The 18,074-nt window shown below is 69.2% G+C and carries 17 protein-coding genes; 6 read left to right on the top strand and 11 right to left on the bottom strand.

The annotated features are described in order from the left end of the window. The 5 genes from ACSAMQ_RS02560 to prmB form a co-directional block, all read right to left on the bottom strand. Window positions 1-594, bottom strand: a 594-nt coding sequence (locus ACSAMQ_RS02560) for a type IV pilus assembly protein FimV (protein ID WP_435394142.1), incomplete at its 3' end; no start/stop codon positions are given. Window positions 595-947: 353 nt separating this feature from the next. Beyond that, the gene (locus ACSAMQ_RS02555; protein WP_435394141.1) at window positions 948-1,970 is read right to left on the bottom strand and encodes an aspartate-semialdehyde dehydrogenase; all 1,023 of its coding nucleotides are present in this window, start codon (window positions 1,968-1,970) and stop codon (window positions 948-950) included. Between the two features lie 102 nt (window positions 1,971-2,072). After that, window positions 2,073-3,119, bottom strand: coding sequence for a 2-hydroxyacid dehydrogenase (locus ACSAMQ_RS02550; protein WP_435394140.1), 1,047 nt, complete (start codon window positions 3,117-3,119; stop codon window positions 2,073-2,075). Next, window positions 3,106-4,221 (bottom strand): chorismate synthase, encoded by a 1,116-nt coding sequence (gene aroC, locus ACSAMQ_RS02545; RefSeq protein ID WP_435394139.1) that lies wholly within the window; start codon window positions 4,219-4,221, stop codon window positions 3,106-3,108. The genes ACSAMQ_RS02550 and aroC overlap by 14 nt, the downstream gene beginning before the upstream one ends. Window positions 4,222-4,872: 651 nt before the next feature. Beyond that, entirely contained in the window at window positions 4,873-5,802 is a 930-nt protein-coding gene (prmB, locus tag ACSAMQ_RS02540; protein ID WP_435394138.1) for a 50S ribosomal protein L3 N(5)-glutamine methyltransferase, read from the bottom strand. 505 nt (window positions 5,803-6,307) lie between these two features. On the opposite strand from prmB, the gene ACSAMQ_RS02535 reads away from it, so the two are divergent. The 3 genes from ACSAMQ_RS02535 to ACSAMQ_RS02525 are packed head-to-tail and all read left to right on the top strand — an operon-like array spanning window position 6,308 to window position 8,831. Beyond that, window positions 6,308-6,955: an SCO family protein gene (locus ACSAMQ_RS02535; RefSeq protein WP_408950096.1), complete on the top strand. Its 648-nt coding sequence runs from the start codon at window positions 6,308-6,310 to the stop codon at window positions 6,953-6,955. Continuing rightward, on the top strand, window positions 6,952-7,800 hold the full coding sequence (gene asd, locus ACSAMQ_RS02530) for an archaetidylserine decarboxylase (RefSeq protein ID WP_435394137.1): 849 nt from the start codon (window positions 6,952-6,954) through the stop codon (window positions 7,798-7,800). The genes ACSAMQ_RS02535 and asd overlap by 4 nt, the downstream gene beginning before the upstream one ends. Before the next feature lie 38 nt (window positions 7,801-7,838). Beyond that, a complete protein-coding gene (locus tag ACSAMQ_RS02525; RefSeq protein ID WP_435394136.1) occupies window positions 7,839-8,831 on the top strand; it encodes a hypothetical protein in 993 nt (330 codons plus the stop codon). Window positions 8,832-8,898: 67 nt separating this feature from the next. On the opposite strand, the gene ACSAMQ_RS02520 is transcribed toward ACSAMQ_RS02525, so the two are convergent. From ACSAMQ_RS02520 to ACSAMQ_RS02505, 4 genes are all read right to left on the bottom strand, one after another. After that, on the bottom strand, window positions 8,899-10,674 hold the full coding sequence (locus tag ACSAMQ_RS02520) for an XVIPCD domain-containing protein (protein WP_435394135.1): 1,776 nt from the start codon (window positions 10,672-10,674) through the stop codon (window positions 8,899-8,901). A 76-nt stretch (window positions 10,675-10,750) separates the two neighbouring features. Then, window positions 10,751-11,215 carry a hypothetical protein gene (locus ACSAMQ_RS02515; RefSeq protein WP_435394134.1) on the bottom strand — a complete coding sequence of 155 codons (465 nt, stop codon included), beginning with the start codon at window positions 11,213-11,215 and terminating at the stop codon, window positions 10,751-10,753. A 106-nt stretch (window positions 11,216-11,321) separates the two neighbouring features. Then, entirely contained in the window at window positions 11,322-12,011 is a 690-nt protein-coding gene (locus ACSAMQ_RS02510; protein WP_435394133.1) for a lysoplasmalogenase, read from the bottom strand. Between the two features lie 199 nt (window positions 12,012-12,210). Next, window positions 12,211-13,788, bottom strand: coding sequence for a transglycosylase SLT domain-containing protein (locus ACSAMQ_RS02505; protein ID WP_435394132.1), 1,578 nt, complete (start codon window positions 13,786-13,788; stop codon window positions 12,211-12,213). Between the two features lie 263 nt (window positions 13,789-14,051). On the opposite strand from ACSAMQ_RS02505, the gene ACSAMQ_RS02500 reads away from it, so the two are divergent. The 3 genes from ACSAMQ_RS02500 (at window position 14,052) to greB (ending at window position 16,739) form a co-directional block, all read left to right on the top strand. Then, window positions 14,052-15,587 (top strand): helicase HerA-like domain-containing protein, encoded by a 1,536-nt coding sequence (locus ACSAMQ_RS02500; RefSeq protein WP_435394131.1) that lies wholly within the window; start codon window positions 14,052-14,054, stop codon window positions 15,585-15,587. A gap of 128 nt (window positions 15,588-15,715) precedes the next feature. Beyond that, a complete protein-coding gene (locus tag ACSAMQ_RS02495) occupies window positions 15,716-16,213 on the top strand; it encodes a copper resistance protein NlpE (protein ID WP_435394130.1) in 498 nt (165 codons plus the stop codon). Between the two features lie 10 nt (window positions 16,214-16,223). Next, complete coding sequence (gene greB, locus ACSAMQ_RS02490; protein WP_435394129.1) at window positions 16,224-16,739, top strand: transcription elongation factor GreB; 516 nt, start codon at window positions 16,224-16,226, stop codon at window positions 16,737-16,739. A 39-nt stretch (window positions 16,740-16,778) separates the two neighbouring features. On the opposite strand, the gene ACSAMQ_RS02485 is transcribed toward greB, so the two are convergent. Both ACSAMQ_RS02485 and ACSAMQ_RS02480 read right to left on the bottom strand, forming a co-directional pair. After that, complete coding sequence (locus ACSAMQ_RS02485) at window positions 16,779-17,423, bottom strand: hypothetical protein (RefSeq protein WP_435394128.1); 645 nt, start codon at window positions 17,421-17,423, stop codon at window positions 16,779-16,781. Window positions 17,424-17,645: 222 nt separating this feature from the next. After that, window positions 17,646-18,050 (bottom strand): hypothetical protein, encoded by a 405-nt coding sequence (locus ACSAMQ_RS02480; RefSeq protein ID WP_435394127.1) that lies wholly within the window; start codon window positions 18,048-18,050, stop codon window positions 17,646-17,648. Window positions 18,051-18,074 lie beyond the last annotated feature (24 nt).

The raw sequence follows: 18,074 nt of genomic DNA, 5'->3' as shown, positions 1-18,074 counted from the left end.
GGCGGGCTCGGCCTGCGGCACCGGATCGGGCTCGACCGGGATGGGTTCGGGCGCCGGCTGCGGCGCGGCGGCGATGGCGCTGCCCGGGTCGTAGCGGTCGAGTTGGTTCTCCACCGCCAGCGGATCGGTCGCCTGCGGTTGCGCGCCGAACGGCAGCGGCGCATCGAGCGGGCGCTCGATGGTGTTGGCGTCGGCGCCGGTCGGGGCCTGGATGGGCGGCTGCATCGGCGCCGACACGGTGCGCGGCGCATCCAGCAAGGCCGAATACTCGCGGGTCAGGCGGCCCTGCCCCCAATCGACTTCGATCAGGAAGGTCAGCAGCGGCTGGTTCACCGGCTGGGTGCTGGTGACCCGGATCACCGGCTTGCCGGCCTGGTCGAGCGCGAGCACGAAACGCAGGTCGGTGACGATGCCCTGCGGCGGCGCCAGGCCGATGCGCTGGAAGGTCTCCGGCGAGGCCAGGCCGGCGCGCAGTTGCGCCAGCTCGTCGCTGTCGCTGGATATGACCGGGATTTCCGCCAGCAACGGTTGGCCCGCGCGCGATTTGACCTCGATCTGTCCCAGACCGAGCGCGCCGGCCGCTCCACTGGCCAAGGCCAACGCGAGAGCCAACGCGGTGCGTGCGAAACCTGATCTCACAGACGATCCCATTACCCTGGTCAGGCGGCGACTCTAGCGGTCGGCGGGCGGAATGCGCAACGCAGCGGTGAAGATGGACCCTCGATTCGGCGTTCGACTCGACATCCTGTCGCCTGAACCGATTCGGCCCGATGCCTGGCGCATCGCCGTCGACCCGTGTCCGTGCAGAGTGCACCACATCGGCGGGTCAATGCCAGCGGCCTGGCCGATAACCGGCGCTGCGTCCGCCGCCCGTGCCGATGCGCGCGCCGGCTGCGCAAACGAACCGGGCCCCGCAGGCCCGATCCGTACTCGCCTCGATATGTCGCTCAGGCTTCGTTCCAGACCAGTTCCGCCAGTTGCACGGCATTGGTCGCCGCGCCCTTGCGGATGTTGTCGGACACCACCCACAGCGACAGGCCGCGCGGATGCGAGATGTCGTCGCGGATGCGTCCGACGAACACCGGATCGCGTCCCGATGCGTGCGTGACCGGCGTCGGGTATCCGCCGCCGACCGGGTCGTCGACCACGACCAGGCCCGGGGCCTGTTCGAGCAGCGCACGCGCGTCGGCGGCGCCGAGCTTGTCGCGGGTCTCGATGTGCACCGCCTCGGAGTGGCCGTAGAACACCGGTACCCGCACCACCGTCGCGTTCACGCCGATGCTGTCGTCGCCGAGGATCTTGCGGGTCTCCCAGACCAGCTTCATCTCCTCGGTGGTGTAGCCGTTGTCGGTGAAGTCGCCGCCGTGCGGGATCACGTTGAAGGCGATCTGCACCGGGTAGACCTCGGCCTTGGCTTCCTGGAAGTTCAGCAACGCCGCGGTCTGCTTGCCCAGCTCTTCCATCGCCCGCTTACCGGTGCCCGACACCGACTGGTAGGTGGCGATGTTGATGCGTTCGAGCTTGGCCTTGCGGTGGATCGGCGCCAACGCGACCATCAACTGCATGGTCGAGCAGTTCGGATTGGCGATGATGCCGAGCGGGCGGCGCTTGACCGCTTCCGGATTGACCTCGCTGACCACCAGCGGCACGTCGTCCTGGTAACGGAACGCGGACGAGTTGTCGATCACCACCGCGCCGGCCGCCGCGAACTTCGGCGCGTATTCCTTGGACACCGAACCGCCGGCCGAGAACAGCGCGATGTCGACGCCGCTCGGATCGAATTTCGCCAGGTCCTGGACCACGATGGTTTTACCGTCGAACTGGATTTTCTCGCCCGCCGAGCGTTCGCTCGCCAACACATGCAGCTGACCGATCGGGAATTTGCGCTCGGCCAGCACCTTCAGCATGGTTTCACCGACTGCGCCGGTGGCACCGACGACAGCGACATTGCAGGACGTCTTGGCGTTCATCTGTTCCTGTTTACCTGACTTGTGGGAGCCGCCGGACCCATTTCCGGCGGGTGTTGCTCGGGTCGGCGCGCGAGCGCCGGAAAAGAATCGGGAGCGGCGCCTTCATCGTCCGCCCTGTGCGCCCATTGTGCGGCCGCCGGCGCCGGCGCGCTCGGCGAGCTGCGCGGCGTTCAGCGGCGACGGCGGGCGGCCGGCATCGGGGCCATGGCCCAGCGCCGCGATCAGATTGTCCACCGCCAGCGCGACCATGGCGCGGCGGGTGGCGAGGCTGCCGCTGGCGATGTGCGGGGTCAGCACCACGTTGCGCAACGAGAGCAGGCGCGGGTTGAGCGCCGGCTCGCCCTCGAACACGTCGAGGCCGGCCGCGGCCAGGCGCCCATGTTCGAGCGCATCGGCCAGCGCATCCTCGTCGACGATGCCGCCGCGGGCGATGTTGGTCAGGGTCGCGTGCGGCTGCATCCGCGCCAGCGCCGCGGCATCGACCAGGTGATGGGCCTGCGGCGAGTACGGCAGCACCAGGATCAGGTGATCGGCGCGTGCCAGCAGTTCCTCGAAGCCGACGTAGGCCGCGGCCGACTCGCGCTCGACCGCTTCCGGCAGGCGGCTGCGGTTGTGGTACAGCACGCGCATGCGGAAGCCGGCGGCGCGGCGAGCGATGGCCTGGCCGATCCGGCCCATGCCGAGGATGCCCAGGGTCGCGCCGTGCACGTCGCCGCCGAGCAGCGAATCGAAACTCCACTGCCGCCACTGGCCTTCGCGCAGCCAACGCTCGGCCTCGCCGATCCGGCGCGCGGCGGCCATCATCAGCGCCCAGCCGAAGTCGGCGGTAGTCTCGGTCAGCACGTCCGGCGTATTGGTGACCAGCACGCCGGCGGCGGTCAGCGCCGGCAGGTCGAGGTTGTTGTAGCCCACCCCGACGTTGGCGATGGCGCGCAGCCGGCCGGCGCCGGCGACCTGGGCCGCCCCGATCGGGTCGTTGAGGGTGACCAGAGCGCCGTCGACGTCTCGCAGCGCCACGGCGATCGCCTCGGGACCGTGCTTGGTCACCTGCGCGGTCGCGACGAGGTCGAAATGCTCGCCCAGGCGCGCGACGACGTCGTCGAACAGCGGTTGCGACACCCAGACCCGCGGCCGCTCAGGCATCGGCATCGAGCTCCAGTTGGGCCGGGATGCGCGGGCTGACCACGCCGACATCGCCGCACTGGGCGCGGTGACGCAGGGCCTGGTCGATCAGCACCAGCGCGACCATGGCCTCGCAGATCGGGGTGGCGCGGATGCCGACGCAGGGGTCGTGACGGCCGGTGGTGATCACTTCGACCTCATTGCCGTGGATGTCGACGCTGCGCACCGGCAGACGCAGGCTGGAGGTCGGCTTGAAGGCGGTCGAGCAGCGCAGTTGCTGGCCGGTGCTGATGCCGCCGAGAATGCCGCCGGCATGATTGCTGGCGAAGCCGGCGCGCGAGAGCTGGTCGCGATGCTCGCTGCCCTTGGACGCCACGACCGCGAAACCGTCGCCGATCTCCACGCCCTTGACCGCGTTGATGCTCATCAGGGCCGCGGCCAGATCGCCGTCGAGCTTGCCGTAGATCGGCTCGCCCCAGCCCGGCGGCAGGCCGTCGGCGACCACGTCGACGCGCGCGCCGACCGAGTCGCCGGACTTGCGCAACGCGTCCATGTAGGTCTCCAGCTCGCCGACCTGATCGGCGGCGGGCCAGAAGAACGGGTTCTCTTCCACCGCCGACAGGTCGTAGGCCTTGGGCACGATCTCGCCGATCTGCGACATGAAACCGCGCACGCTGACCCCGTACCGCTCGGCCAGCCACTTCTTGGCGATCACCCCGGCGGCCACGCGCATGGTGGTTTCGCGCGCCGAGGAACGCCCGCCGCCTCGCGGATCGCGCAGGCCGTACTTCTGCCAATAGCTGTAGTCGGCGTGGCCGGGACGGAACTGTTCGGCGATCGAGCCGTAGTCCTTGCTGCGCGCGTCGGTGTTGCGGATCAGCAGGGCGATCGGCGTGCCGGTGGTGCGGCCCTGATAGACGCCGCTGAGGATTTCGATATCGTCGCTTTCGTGTCGCTGCGAAGTGTGGCGGGTGCGCCCGGTGGCGCGGCGGTCGAGGTCGCGGCGGAATTCCTCCGGCACGATTTCCAGGCCCGGAGGGCAGCCGTCGATCACGCAGCCGATCGCCGGACCGTGGCTCTCGCCGAAGGTCGTCACCGTGAAAAGCTTTCCGAAGCTGTTGCTGGCCACTGATCGAAGTCCTGATGCGTGCCGGTCTCGGCCCGGCGTGGGGGTTGCGCGGAGCCGGTGCGGGCGTCGCTTGCGCGAGGCGCTCGTGCCGGTGCGCGGCGGCAGGGGTGCGTCCTGCGTCGACGCCATCGCGATGCGCGCCGAACGCAGGCCACCTGCCTACGCCGATGGTATGACGCAGCGGTGACGCGCGGCTTGACGAGTCGCAAGGGGACGGCGATCGAGGACAGCGGATTCTATGCCGGCCGATCGCGCCGGCCTGCGACCGCGACCCGCATCGCCTGCGACCTCAGTCTCATCCGACATCAGTATCATCCGACATCGGCCTCATCTCGAATTCCCCGAATGTGAGGAAAAACGAGCCCGAGGCTGATGTGCCGTAGACACCGATCCCGCGCGAACTGCCGACGCGAACTGCGCCGCCCACCATAGCCGACGACGCTGGTTTCCGCTGCAACGATGGGCGCAGCCGCGATGCGATGGCGGGGTCGACGACCCTACGCCGGGGTATCCGCGAGGTTGCGCAAACGAACGCAGACGCCGCGGGACGCTTGCGGATTCCGGCCGGTCTGGCGCCTGGCGCGTACTGGATCAGCGTTCAGGCGCTGCGGGGACGCGTCGCGTCGCCCGCCACCGGCCGCCGACGCACGCTCAGCCGCGCGCGTCGGCGAGTCGTTTGATTTCGTCGTGGTGTTCGACGAGGTCGTGGCGCTCGGCCACGAAGATGCCCATCTGCCCGACCTTGAACTCGACCCAGGCCAGCGGCAGTTGCGGCAGCAGTTCGACCAGGGCGCGCTCGGCTTCGCCGACTTCGCAGATCAGCAGACCATGCTCGCTGAGGTGATCGGGCGCATCGCGCAGGATCTTAAGCGCCAGGTCGAGGCCATCGTCGCCGGCGCGCAGGCCGAGCTCGGGCTCGTAGGAATATTCCTTCGGCAGCGCGTCGGTCTCGTCGTTGGTGACATAGGGCGGATTGGTCACGATCAGATCGAAGACCTCGCCCTGCAGCCCCTTGAACAGGTCGGACTTGCGCAGCTCGACGTTGTCGGCGTGCAGGCGCACCTTGTTTTCGGCGGCCAGCGAAAGCGCTTCGTCGTTGATGTCGGCGCCGATCACCTGCCAATCGGGGTGGTAATGCCCGGTGGCGATGGCGATGCAGCCCGAACCGGTGCACAGGTCGAGCGCGCGCTCGACCTCGCGGCCGCCGAGCCAGGGCTCGAAGCCCGACTCGATCAGTTCGGCGATCGGCGAACGCGGCACCAGGGCGCGGCGGTCGCTCTTGAAGCTCAGCCCGGCGAACCAGGCCTCGCCGGTCAGGTAGGCGGCCGGGATGCGCTCGTTGACGCGACGCTCGAACAGTTCCAGCACTTTGGCCTTTTCTTCGCTGGTCACGCGGCCGGCGCCGTACACCGGGCTCAGGTCGTGCGGCAGGTGCAGCGCGTGCAGGACCAACTGGGTGGCCTCGTCCAGCGCGTTGTCGTAGCTGTGGCCGAAGGTCAGCCCGGCCGCGCCGAAGCGGCTGGCGCCGTAGCGGATCAGGTCGACGAGGGTCAGCTGTTCGAAAGAGGCGGAAGCGGGCACGGCGAGTCCAGGGCAAAACAAGGCGCGCAGTATAGCGGGTGGGCCCGGGACTCGGGACTCGGGACTCGGGACTCGGGACTCGGGATTCGGGATTCGGGATTCGGGATTCGGGATTCGGGATTCGGGATTCGGGATTCGGGGTTCGGGGTTCGGGGTTCGGGGTTCGGGGTTCGGGGTTCGGGGTTCGGCAACGGCAACGGCAACGGCAACGGCAAAAGCAAATCCCCCTGCCCCCCTTCTAAAAAGGGGGTGTCTGGAGGGTTTGCTGGGGAACCGAGCGCGCGTGCATGCCTGGCCTCCCCAAGCCCGACGAAACCGACCCGGAGACGCCCCCTGTGAAAAAGGCCAGGGGATCTGCTCCTCACCCCTCGCTTCCATGCTTTTTTCACTCCTCACCACTAGTTCCTAGTTCCTGCGCCCCTGGTTCCTGATCCCCCAGCCCGCCCCACCGAACCAGCCCGCCCCGCGCCCGGTATCATCCCCGGGCGCAATCGACGGAATCGCCATGTTCAATCGCACCACCGCCATCATCCTGGTCGCCGCGCTCGCCGCCGCGGCCGGCCTGTGGGCGTCCAAGCAGTACTTCGGCAGCGCCCGCCCCTCGCCCTGGCCGCAGACCAAGGCGGTGCGCCTGTTCGAGCCGCCGCGCACCTTGCCGGCGTTCTCGCTGCGCCAGTCCGACGGCACCCAGCTCATTCCCGGCGAACTCAAGGGCCACTGGACCCTGGTGTTTCTCGGTTTCACCCACTGCCCCGACGTCTGCCCGACCACCCTGGCGGAGCTGTCGGTGGCGCAGAAGCAGTGGGACTCGATCCCCGAATCGACCCGTCCGCGGGTGCTGTTCGTCTCGGTCGACCCCGAGCGCGACCCGCCCGACCGCATCGGCGAGTACGCCCACGGTTTCCACAAGGACACTCTGGCCGCGACCGCCGACATCCCGGCGCTGGAGACCTTCACCAAGTCGCTCGGCATGGTGTTCGGCAAGGTGCCGGCGCCCGACGGCGCGCCCGCCGACCAATACTCGATGGACCACAGCGCCAGCATGGCCGTGCTCGATCCGCAGGGCCGCATGGCCGGCCTGATCCGACCGCCGCTGGACCCGAACGCCATCGCCGCCGACCTCGCCGCACTGACCGAGGCCAAGACCCCGTGAGTCTCGTCACCACTCTGACCTATGCCCTGCCGCACCGCGCGCTGTCCTCGATCGCGCGCGCGCTGGCTTACTCCGACAACCCGCGCGTCAAGCGGTGGCTGATCGATACGGTCACGCGCAAGTTCGGCGTGAACCTCGGCGAAGCCGCCGAGTCCGATGCGCAGGCCTATCCGACCTTCAACGCCTTCTTCACCCGCGAGCTCAAGCCCGGCGCGCGCGTGCCCGATCCCGATCCGCGCGTCCTGCTGATGCCGGCCGACGGCCGCATCAGCCAGTGCGGCCCGATCCGCGCCGGCGAGATCTTCCAGGCCAAGGGCCAGTCCTTCACCGCGACCGAACTGCTCGGCGGCGACGAAGCGGCGGCCGCGCCGTTCCACGACGGCGTGTTCGCCACGGTCTATCTCTCGCCGAAGGACTATCACCGCGTGCACATGCCCTGGGCCGGCACCCTGCGCGAAACCGTGCACGTGCCGGGCCGCTTGTTCAGCGTCGGTCCGGACGCGGTGCGCAACGTGCCGCGGCTGTTCGCGCGCAACGAACGCCTGGTCTGCCACTTCGACACCGACTTCGGGCCGATGGCGATGGTCATGGTCGGCGCCTTGCTGGTCTCGGGCGTGGAAACGGTCTGGAGCGGGGTCGAGATCCCGCGCTACGGCGACCGCGTCCAGCGCAAGGACTATCGCGGCAAGGGCATCGCGCTCGAACGTTTCGCCGAGATGGCGCGTTTCAACTACGGCTCGACCGTGATCGTGCTGCTGCCGCCGGGCGTCGCCGCCCTGGCCGACGGCCTGGGCGCGGAAACCGCGGTGCGCCTGGGCGAAGCCCTGGCCCGCCGCAACGACTGATACGCCGTTTACCCGGTCGCCACCCAAGGAGGGGAACCATGTCGTCCCGTCATCGCCCGGCGCTGCGCCGGGCGGCCTGTCTGTTGCTGATCGCCGTCCTCGCCGCCTGCGGCGACAAAAGCGAGAACGAGCAACTGCTCGAACTGCGCGACAGCCTCGCCTATACCCAGTACCGGCAGTTGTCCGACCACGGCCTGCCCGGCGCGATCGGCGCCTATCGCAAGGGCATGGAATGGAGCGGCAAGCAGCCGCCGGTCGAATTCGACGACGCCGACTACTGCGCGATGCACGTACTGCTTGCCTACGGCGCGCTGGTGGCCGACAAGAGCACGATCGCACTGGCCGAAAGCGACATTGTCGAGGCGCGCGGCTGCGGCGCCTTCGATCGCGTCGCCGCGGACTCGCTGCGCTCGGTGGTGTTCCAGCGCCTGGAATGGCCGCACCTGGCCCAGGCCGAGAGCGACAAGGTGTGGGCCGCGCCGCAAAGCCCGGGCGCCGAGCAACCGCCGGTCGCGCACGTCATCACCCTGCACGCCGCGCTGACGTATCTGGCGGTGAGCGAAAAACGCTGGGACCGCGCCCAGGTGCATATCGATGCGCTCGGCCGGTTGTTGAAGCAGCCGTGGATGAGCGAGCTGCCGCGCGCCGGCGTGGCGTTCCAGGAAGGCCGCACCCGCGACGGCCTGGTCACGCTCAAGCGGATGAGCCGGGACCCGAGCGCGCCCGAACCGGTCCGCCAGGAGCTCGCGCGCTTCATCGCCAAGGTCGAAGCCAAGGGCGGCGACGTCGACTCCTTCGCCTTCATGCCGCGCCTGATCGCGGTGTTGACCTGGGAAGCGGTCAAGGACCAAGGCCCGCAGGTGCTGAGCACGACCGCGCGTTTCGCCGAGGAACAGGCCTGGAAGCCCTTGAACGACACGGTCATGCATGGCGCCGGCAAGGCGCGCGAAGTCGCCGGGGGGCTGTGGGACAAGGCCCGCGGAGCGGTCGCCCCGGCCGCGAAAGCCGCACCCGAAACGACGCCGCAGTAACGCGCTACGGTAAGCGCGACACGGTAAGCGCGCCGCCATCGCCTCGAGCGACAACGGCGCGCCGGGCTTACATTCCCCGCGCGTGCGGCGGCAATGTCTGCTGCTGATTTTGCTGTTGTTGTTCGTGCAGTGCCGCCTGTTGCGGGCCGAGCTGGCTCAGGCGCTGCTGTGAATCCTGCACCGGCGTATTGGTCGCCTCCGCGGTCGGCATGTGCGCGCGCAGGCTGGCCGGATCGTTGGCCGCGCCCTGCACTACGAACACGTTCTGTCCGGCGCGCTGGGTCTCGGTCTGCTGGCTCAGGAACACGCCGTCGATGCGTTCCAGGCCGCTCTGCCGGGCGAGGCAGGCGACGCTGAAGATCATGCATTCGCTAGACTGGTCCGGGGTGCGTCCGAGGCGGGCATCGAGCTGATTGACCTGGACGCGCGCCTGCTGCACCAAGGGGTCTTCCGGGCCGGCGCGTCCGGCCGCATTCGCATGAGGCTGCGTTGCCGGTTGTGGCGCCGCCGGCGGCTGCACGCCCGGCGTCGGGGTGGCCGGGGTCTGCGCACCCGGGGCTTGGGTGGCCGGCTGTTGAGTAGCCGGCTGCAATGCCGGGTCCGGTGTGGTCCGCAGCACCGGCGCATGCGGGTCGACGTGCAACAAGCGCGTGGTGGTGCCGTTCCGGGTCTGGCTGAGGTCGGTGGTGCCGTCGCGGTTGCGCACCCTCGACAGGTCGTTGCGATCGACGTCGGCCCAGACCCCGCCGATATTGGAATGGCCGCTGCCGTCGCGGTTCCAGACCACGAAATCGTTGCCGGACGCGTACAGGCCGGCGGTCGGGCGCCCGGCCCGGCCCTGGCCTTCCTGCTGCGGACGGCCATAGGCATAGGCGCCGCCCTGGTCGAGCGCGTGGATCAGGGCCGGGGCCTCGGCTTTCTGCAGGAACAGGTTCTTGGCGGTGTCGTATTCGGCGGTCAGGTGCGGGCGCGCCGGGTCCTGGCCGGTCTGGCGCGGGTTGACCAGGGGATTGGCCATCACGTCCTGCCAGGTCTGGTGCATCGGGCTGCGCGAGTCGGCGTTGCGCAGCGCGATCATCACCTCGGCGCCCTGCAGCGCGGCGTCGCGGCCGGTTTCCATATAGTCGCGGTCGCCGCTGGTGCGCGGCAGCAGGCGATCGATCGCGCCGCTGACGTCGGCGACGCTGTTATGGGTGCCGTTGTTCATGTCGCGCAACAAGGCCGGGGTCCAGCGAGTGCCGCTCTGGTTCTCGACCTTGGCCACCATCGTGGTCAGGCGCACCTGGTCGTCGGGCGTGGCATTGCGGTACAGCGCGGTCTGGCTGACCTGGGCCATGACGCCGGCGACCAGTTCGTTGGCCTGGGCGACGTCGCGGTTATGGATGTAGGTGACGCCGGCGTCGGAGCGCAGGAATTCGTTGAGGTTGCCTTCGATGCGCGCGTCCATCGCGCGCCCGCCCTGGGCGGTAATGGTGTTGCCGTTGCGGCCGAGGTCGGCGATGGTCTGGGCGCGCTCGGCCGCGCTGAGCACGCGGTCGGGATGGTTGGCGCGGGCCCAGTCCTGATAGGCGTCGACCAGCGACGGCACCACTTCGGGATGCTGGCCGAGGTCGGTCTGCAAGGTGCCGATCGAATAGCCGCTGTTGCCGACCGGCTGCATCACGCCGTTGACGGTGTTGCCGGCGAAGGACAGGTGATTTGAGACGTCGCGGCCGCCGATGCTGCCCTCGGAGCCGACGCCGATGGCGAAATAAGCGATCGCGCGGCGTTCGTCGTCGGTCATGACGCGCGGCGGCGGAGCCGCAGGCGGCGTCGCCGTGGCGTTTTGTGCGGGTTGGTTCATGGTCTAGCCTCCTTGCTGCGACACGGGCGGGAACGCCCGCGGCTTCGCTGTCTGTTCGGACTCGATGGTCCGCGGCTCAGTTGTCTTTGGGTTCGTCGTCTTTGGTTTCGTCGTCGGGGCACCGGTCGTCGATCGGCACCTTCTGACCGGCCTTGGCCTCGTGCAAGGTGAGATACGGTTGGTAGTCGCTGCCGGACTTCCGATACCAGACCACCGTCGCCTTATCGCGCACGAGATAAGCCGAAGCCTCGCCATAGCTCGGGCAGGCCGGCGTACCGGTGTCGCTGCAGAACTGCAGGTACAGCTTGTCGTCGCGCAACTCGCCCTTGAGCTTGCCGCTGTCGCCGCCGACGCGGGTGCCGTCGTCCCAACTGCCGGTGTAGGACGTGCCGGACCCGGCGAGGTCCAGGTTGGCGGTGTGGTTCCAGCCGCAGCTCTGCTGGTAGCTCCATTGGCCGTCGAAACGCACCCCGGCCGACGCGCAGGAACACAACAACAAGGTCAGCAAGGCCGCGGCGGCGCGGTTACATCCTGTAAGCATGACGGACTCCATACGGGCTATGCGCAGCGATTTAGCACGCGCCCCCGCTTAAGTAAACCGATTCCCGGCTCCAGGTCCGATCCGGCGCGACACGACCAAGGCGCGGTCAGCCGCGCCGCACCGACAGGGCGATCAGGGTCTGGGCGATCCAGTAGGTCGCCAGCACCGCCGCCGGGGCGGCCGCGAACGGCGCGGCGAAGCGGTCGATCGCCAGAGTCGCGTCGGAGACGACGAAGAATGCACCGCCCAAGGCCGCCAGCGCAGTCGCCCGGTCGGCGCGATGGCGCCATACCGCCGCGGCCTGCGCCGCCATCGCCGCGAGCACGATCACATAGGCGATCACCGGCGGCCGCAAGGCGCCCGGCAGATGGGGCCACAACACCGCCAGCACGGCCGCGGCGAGCGCGGCATAGGCAGGAAACGGCCACAGCGCCGCGAACCACGGCGCGCGCCGGGTCAGGCCCACCAGATAAGCGACATGCGCGCAGAGAAAACTGCCGAGCCCGAACACGAACCAGTCGCCCGGCAACATCAAAAACACGTCGCCCAGGGTCGACAGCAGCAGGCCGATCAGGATCGCGCGCCGATAGCCGGAGCCGCGGTCCGCCTCGGGTTCGGCTTCGCCGCCGCGCCGGAGCAGCATCGCCACGATCAACAGCGTGGTCAGCGGCTTGAATACATAGTGCAGCCACGGCGACAGATAACTGCCGGCGATCGCCAGCAGCGCCGACAGCGCGATCGCTGCGAGCCACGGGCTTGGACGCGAAGACGAGGTCGTTGCGATGCGCTTGGTCATGCCGGCGCTACTGTCTCACGAACCTATTGCAGCGAACCGGGACTGGCGTCGACCAAGGTATCGGTCGAGTGGGTGGCGACCGCATATTGTCGACAACCGCTGCGCTGCCGTGCCCTCGACAATCCCAGGCGGCCGCGGCCGTCTGGGTCGGTGAAGCGTCGTCGGCAGGCGCGTCCATGCGTTCGCCTCTCTACCCGTATTACGGCCCGCAGCCGTTGAGCTTGAGCTTCTGGCCCGGCTTGACCATATAACGCGGCGCCTTGATGCCGTTGGCCTTGGCGAGCTGCTTGGTGTCGCACTGGAACTTGCGGGCGACGTCGGTCAGGGTCTCGCCGCGCTGGACGCGGTAGTCGCGCGGGGTGGCCGGCTTTTTGGGCGCCGGCTTCGGCGTCGCCAGGCCGGCCGGCTCGCCGGCGGCGATCGCGGTCGGCACGGTGCCGTCGACGGCGCCGTCGGACGACGGCAGCACCGTCAGCGGTCCGGTGCGGACGATGGCGTTGCTGGCGTCGCTCATCACCAGGGTGTGGGCGAGTTCGGCGCGCTTGCCCTGGGTGCACCAGCGGTTGTACAGGCCGACCATCTTGACCGTGGCGTTGAGGCTCGTGCCGGCGGCCAGGTAGCTGCTGGGCTGGTAGCGCGGGTTGAGGTTACGCAGCGCGCGCATGTAACCCTCGCGGGTGCCGCCGTTGCCCAGGCAGATGGTCAGCTCGTAGATCGAGCTGGCCTTGCTCAGGCGCAGCGACGCCGGCTTGGCGTCGATCTTCGGAAAGCGCAGGCCGTACTCGCGCGGATGCAGGTACAGCCAGGCCGCCGCGATCACCATCGGCACGTAGTCGCGGGTCTCGGCCGGGAACTGGTTGTAGACCGACTCGTCCCAGAAATTGCGCCCGCCGCTGGCGTTGTTGATGCGCAGCGCGCGGCCTTCGCCGCCGTTGTAGGCCGCCAACGACATCTCGATGCTGTTGTTGAGCTGGCCCAGGCGTTCGTTCAAGTACGAAGCGGCGGCCTCGGAGGAGGCGCGCGGGTCGTAGCGGGTGTCGAAGCCGCTGCCGTCGTCGCCGAGGCCGAAACGCTTGCCGGTGGCGAACATGAACTGCAGCGGGCCGGCGGCGCCGGCGCGCGAGGTCACGTGGACCTTGCCGTTGGATTCCTTGGCCATGATCCCGAACAGCAGCGCTTCCGGCAGGCCGGCGCGCTCGAACTGCGGCCACATCATCTGGCGCATGTACTGGTAATTTTCGTGGGTCTGGATCAGAGAGCCGCGCATGTCGGTGAGCCAACGGCGGATACCGGCCTGCACGGCCGGGTTGTACTGGACCATCTTGACGAAGCGCTGGCCGTCGTCGCTGAGCAGCGCCGCGGCGCGCGCGGCTTCCGGCACGTCGGCGCCGAGCCCTTCGCTGTCGAGCGTGCCGCCCTCGTCGACGTCATCCTCGCCGGCCGCGACCGAGGCGTCGGCGTTGGCCTTGAGCAGGCGCTTGTAGCCGGCGAGCATCGTGCTCAGCTGGCAGCCCTTCTGCTTGGTGCAGGCCGCGATCACGTCCTCCATGTCCTCCAGCGCGGCATCGCTCTCGCGACGGCCGGCCGGGTCGGCGTTGCGGATCTTGACCAGGGCCGACTGATAACGGGCCTCGCCGGACTGCATGCGCTGGGTCAGGGCATCGACGGCGGCCTGGTCGCGCTTGGACAGCGCGGCCGCATCGGGCGAAAGACAGGACAGCGCGAGCGCGGCGGCGAGCGGCGCGAGCGCGCCGGGGATGCGGAGGGAAGCAGGCATGTGGCGTGCGGCAGGTCCTTGTAGCGGGGGCCCAGGGTAACGGCGGGGTCAGGGCGCGGCAAGAAAACACGACGGCACCGGCTTTTCGGCATGAGTCGGTTCGGTTCGGCCCGGCTGGGACGGCGCGACGCGGCGGCCGGTGCGGCGAACCGCGACCCCGGTCGCGCCGGCGCACGAGCCGGCCCCTGTCGCGGTTCACGAAGCCCGCCAGGGTGCCGCTAGAATCGGCCCCTCGCTTCTCTTCATGGATCACGGACGCGGATATGGCTTCGACCCCCGGCGCAACCCAGAACGACATCCTGATCGGCAAGGCCGTGACCACGCCCGACAGCGGCCAGGTGTTCCTGCACACCAAGCTCGGCAACCGCCATGGCCTGGTCGCCGGCGCCACCGGCACCGGCAAGACCGTGACCCTGATGACCCTGGCCGAAGGCTTCTCGCGCCAGGGCGTGCCGGTGTTCCTGGCCGACGTGAAGGGCGACGTCGCCGGCCTGGCCATGCCCGGCACGCTCAGCGACAAGCTGCAGGCGCGCCTGGGCGAGATCGGCATCGCCGACTTCGCTCCCGCCGGCAACCCGACCGTGTTCTGGGACCTGTTCGGCAAGCTGGGCCACCCGGTGCGCACTACGGTCAGCGAAATGGGCCCGACCCTGCTCGCGCGCATTCTCGAACTCAACGACACCCAGTCCGGCGTGCTCGACATCGTGTTCAAGCTCGCCGACGACCGCGGCCTGCTGTTGCTCGACCTGGAGGACCTGCGCGCCCTGCTCGGCCTGGTCGCCGACGAGCGCAAGGACATCTCGACCAGCTACGGCCTGGTCAGCACCCAATCGGTCGGCGCGATCCAGCGCGCGCTGCTGCGCCTGGAACAGGAAGGCGGCGCGCATTTCTTCGGCGAACCGGCGCTGGAACTCAACGACCTAATGCGCACCACCAGCGATGGCCGCGGCGTCATCAACATCCTCGCCGCCGACTCGCTGATCCTCAAGCCGCGCCTGTATTCGAGCTTCCTGCTGTGGCTGCTGTCGGAGCTGTTCGAACAACTGCCGGAAGTCGGCGACCTCGACCGGCCGAAGCTGGTATTCGTGTTCGACGAAGCGCACCTGCTGTTCGACGATGCGCCGCCGGCGCTGCAGCAGCGGGTCGAACAGGTCGTGCGCATCATCCGCTCCAAGGGCGTGGGCGTGTACTTCTGCTCGCAGTTTCCCGACGACATCCCGGACAACATCCTCGGCCAGCTCGGCAATCGCGTGCAGCATGCGTTGCGCGCGTTCACTCCGCGCGACCAGAAGGCGGTCAAGACCGCTGCCGAAACCTTCGTGCCCAATCCGGCGCTGAAAGTCGCCGAGGTGATCTCCCAGCTCGGCACCGGCGAGGCGCTGGTCTCGACCCTGCAGGACAAAGGCGTGCCGATGCCGGTCGAACGCACCTTGGTGGCGCCGCCGCGCTGCCGCATGGGCGCGATCACCGAGGCCGAGCGCGCGCAGTTGCGTGCCGGCAGCCCGATCGGGCCGAAGTACGACCAGTCGGTCGACCGCGAATCGGCCGCCGAGATGCTGGCCAAGCGCGCCGAGACCGCCGCCGTGCAGGCCGACGCGCCCGCGGCCAAGACCCGCGAACAGGACGACCAGGAAGAAGGCGGCATCGGCCAGTCGATCAAGGACGCGGTGTTCGGCACCAAGCGTCGCCAGGGCATGGTCGAGACCATGGCCAAGCAGACCGCGCGCACGGTCGGCAACCAGATCGGCCGGCAGATCCTGCGCGGCCTGCTCGGCGGCATCTTCGGCGGCAAGCGCTAGCCCGCACGCAGACCCCGCCGCGGCCGCGTTGCGCGGCCGCCCGGGCAGTCTGCCCCTGTTGCTTCAGTCTTCGCAGTACCCGCAGTTTCCGTCCATCGATCGTTTCCATCATCAATCCGGAGTCGCTCATGACCAAGCAATCGCTCGCTCTCGCCTGCCTCGCCGCGCTCGCCCTGAGCGCCTGCAACAAGCCGACCGAAGGGACATCTGCTCCCGCCGAAACTCCCAAGACCGCGGAAGCCGCTCCCGTCGCCGCTCTTGAACCGGCCCCGGCCGAAGCGCCCAAGGCCGGCTTCGATGTCGCCGCCTTCGCCGGCAGCTTCAGCGGCACCCTGCCCTGCGCCGACTGCGCCGGCATCGACACCAAGGTCGAGTTCAAGGCCGACGGCACCTATGCCATCGACGAGAGCTACCAGGGCAAGAAGGACGGCAACGCCAAGGGCGACGGCACCTGGACCGCCGAGGAAGAAGGCAAGCGCCTGCGCCTGGACCCGAACAGCAAGAGCGACCAGGACCGCCTGTTCGAAGTCGTCTCCAACGAGGAGATCCGTCTGCTCGACCAGGAAGGCAAGGCGATCGACTCGCAGCTCAACTACACCCTCAAGCGCGTCGGCGCGGCGCAGTAAGCGAGCGCCCATGGCCCGCTGGCGCCCTCCTGCCGAACACAGCACCGCGCTGATCACGCGCGAGGGCCACGCGCGCCTCAAGCACGAACTCGACGACCTGTGGCGGGTGCGCCGGCCGGAAGTCGTCAAAGCCCTGGCCGCCGCGGCGGCCGAGGGCGACCGTTCGGAAAACGCCGAATACATCTACCGCAAGAAGCAGCTCGGCGAAATCGACCGGCGCGTGCGCTACCTCAGCAAGCGCCTGCCTTTGCTGCACGTGATCGAGTCCACGCCGAGCGACCCGCGCTCGGTGTTCTTCGGCGCTTGGGTCGAGGTCGAGAACATCGCCAACGGCGAGCTAGCGCGTTATCGCATCGTCGGCCCGGACGAGACCGACGCCAGGCTCGGCCACATCAGCATCGACTCGCCGCTGGCGCGGGCCATGCTCAAGCGCCGCGTCGACGACGAATTCGAGGCGATGCTGCCGGCCGGCCCGCAGCGCTTCGCCATCGTCGAAGTGCAGTACGGCGCCCCGCCCGCGGGGTGAGCCGCGGCGGCCGCCGGGCGGATGCGCCGGCCCCCGGGCTTACAGGGCTTCGAGCAGCGAATCCGGGGTCGGCGTGGTCTCCATGTACAGCGGCGGGCTGGGTTTCTTCTCGCGCTTGGCCGGCGCGTAATCGATGGCCTGATCGCCCTGCCCCGAGTCGTTGACCTCGCCGCGCTCGACGATGCGGTCGCCGGTCAGCAGGTTCCAACTCAATTTGACCGTGCCGTGGCTGTTGGTGCGGCTGTAGTTCTGCGCGTCCAGGCCGATCAGGCGCATGCGCTCGGCCTTGGAATCGTAACGATAGCGATAGGTCGACTGGGTCGCGGTGGTGCCGCCGGTCAGGTCCTCGATCACCAGCACGCCCTTGCGGATCGACAGGTCGGCGTCGCCGAGCGGGTATGGATCGAGTTGCAGGGTGCCGACCGGCTGGTGGCCGAAATCGACTTCGCTGCGGTAGGCCAGCCACACCGTCAGGCTGCGTCGGTCTTCGCCGCGACCGACCAGGACCGTGTCGATGTCGCCGTCGCCGTTGAGGACGCCGTCGATGCGCTTCTCCAGGCGGGTGCCGCCGTCGAGCATGCCGGCGACCTGCTCGGCGCTCATCGCCGGGATCGGCCCGGATTGGGCCATCGCCGGCGCAGCGCCCAGCCATGCCGCTGCGAACAGGCACAGGATCGGTTTCATCGCGTTCTCCCCCGGCCGGCGCAGGTCGGCGCCCGACCGTTCGCGCCCAGCGACTCGTCTGACGCGCAATCTAACCCGTCCAGGCCACGGCGGTGGCGGCTCGCGATCCGCCGGCCGCGATGCGGGCGTCCGAAACGACGACGGCCCTCGCCGGGGCGAGGGCCGTCGCTGCGACAGCGTGCTGCGGGGTCGATGCGACAGGCCGGTGCGCCGGCCCTGCCCTCAGCCACGCGACTGCCTGCGCAGGCCGAAGAACTGGAGCTCGGCGAAGATCGCCACCACCGCCGCCTGCGCCAGCACGTAGGCGGTGCCCAGCGTGTTCGGCGCGATCGCACCTTCGACCAGGACCAAAATCGAGGCCGCGACCCAGGCCAGGTTGACCCCGATCACCGTCCACGCCATCGTCGGCGAGACCGCCTTGCGGGTCAGCAGCCAGCCGAGAAAGGCGGTCCACACGAACAGGATCATGCCGCTGCGCTGCAACCACCCGGCATCGATCGCGAGCAGGTCGGACAGCGGCCCGGCGGCGGCCAGTTGCAAGGCGCCGGCGGCGCCGGACACCACGGCGTCGGCGACCAGCGCACGACGCAACAGGGAAGAAGGACGGACTTGAGCGGCGATGGCCATGGTCGACTCCTGAGGCTTGCGATT

This window comes from Lysobacter sp. 1R34A, from assembly GCF_051217035.1.
Taxonomy (GTDB): Bacteria; Pseudomonadota; Gammaproteobacteria; order Xanthomonadales; family Xanthomonadaceae; genus Lysobacter.
This window is presented reverse-complemented; position numbering and strand designations above follow the sequence as displayed.

What these genes read in the sequence shown, in the direction of transcription:
- ACSAMQ_RS02555 (WP_435394141.1), bottom strand. Translation starts at nt 1,970, where the DNA reads ATGAACGCCAAGACGTCCTGCAATGTCGCTGTCGTCGGTGCCACCGGC.
- ACSAMQ_RS02550 (WP_435394140.1), bottom strand. Translation starts at nt 3,119, where the DNA reads ATGCCGATGCCTGAGCGGCCGCGGGTCTGGGTGTCGCAACCGCTGTTC.
- ACSAMQ_RS02535 (WP_408950096.1), top strand. Translation starts at nt 6,308, where the DNA reads ATGTTCAATCGCACCACCGCCATCATCCTGGTCGCCGCGCTCGCCGCC.
- ACSAMQ_RS02525 (WP_435394136.1), top strand. Translation starts at nt 7,839, where the DNA reads ATGTCGTCCCGTCATCGCCCGGCGCTGCGCCGGGCGGCCTGTCTGTTG.
- ACSAMQ_RS02520 (WP_435394135.1), bottom strand. Translation starts at nt 10,674, where the DNA reads ATGAACCAACCCGCACAAAACGCCACGGCGACGCCGCCTGCGGCTCCG.
- ACSAMQ_RS02515 (WP_435394134.1), bottom strand. Translation starts at nt 11,215, where the DNA reads ATGCTTACAGGATGTAACCGCGCCGCCGCGGCCTTGCTGACCTTGTTG.
- ACSAMQ_RS02510 (WP_435394133.1), bottom strand. Translation starts at nt 12,011, where the DNA reads ATGACCAAGCGCATCGCAACGACCTCGTCTTCGCGTCCAAGCCCGTGG.
- ACSAMQ_RS02505 (WP_435394132.1), bottom strand. Translation starts at nt 13,788, where the DNA reads ATGCCTGCTTCCCTCCGCATCCCCGGCGCGCTCGCGCCGCTCGCCGCC.
- ACSAMQ_RS02500 (WP_435394131.1), top strand. Translation starts at nt 14,052, where the DNA reads ATGGCTTCGACCCCCGGCGCAACCCAGAACGACATCCTGATCGGCAAG.
- ACSAMQ_RS02495 (WP_435394130.1), top strand. Translation starts at nt 15,716, where the DNA reads ATGACCAAGCAATCGCTCGCTCTCGCCTGCCTCGCCGCGCTCGCCCTG.
- greB (WP_435394129.1), top strand. Translation starts at nt 16,224, where the DNA reads ATGGCCCGCTGGCGCCCTCCTGCCGAACACAGCACCGCGCTGATCACG.
- ACSAMQ_RS02485 (WP_435394128.1), bottom strand. Translation starts at nt 17,423, where the DNA reads ATGAAACCGATCCTGTGCCTGTTCGCAGCGGCATGGCTGGGCGCTGCG.
- ACSAMQ_RS02480 (WP_435394127.1), bottom strand. Translation starts at nt 18,050, where the DNA reads ATGGCCATCGCCGCTCAAGTCCGTCCTTCTTCCCTGTTGCGTCGTGCG.